The organism is Clostridium sp. DL1XJH146 (assembly GCF_054819755.1).
The window spans coordinates 1-318 of record NZ_JBTVVN010000124.1 but is presented as its reverse complement, the minus strand read 5'-3'; the positions used below and the strand labels follow the sequence as shown (position 1 = coordinate 318).

Sequence of the window (318 nt, the reverse complement as noted above, 5' to 3'; positions counted from 1 at the left end):
GCAATAACTTCATCCATAGCAGCTGAAATCTCAGCATCAGTAACAGCCTCTTTGACATCCTTAAATCTCATACTGGCTTTGTTACCTGATTGAGTTAAAAAACCCATAACTAAAGTCTTTGACATAGTTTTTCACCTCCTTTCTTAAAAATATAATGCACAATTCACAATGCACAATGTACAATTAAGGATGATTCTCTCCCTTTGGTCTAGAATCTTTAATTTGTTTATTAATCAAAGATTTTGCTTCGCAAAATCATCCACAATTGCAAATTGCAAATTGCACATTGCAAATTTCTTTTGATCTTAATTGTGCATT

1 protein-coding gene is annotated in these 318 nt (G+C 32.4%); it reads right to left on the bottom strand.

Translation table 11 applies throughout. The features are described 5' to 3' along the window. On the bottom strand, positions 1 to 125 hold a 125-nt coding region (locus ACVHXK_RS18785), incomplete at its 3' end, for a DUF2922 domain-containing protein (protein ID WP_461207934.1). Positions 126 to 318: the final 193 nt, after the last annotated feature.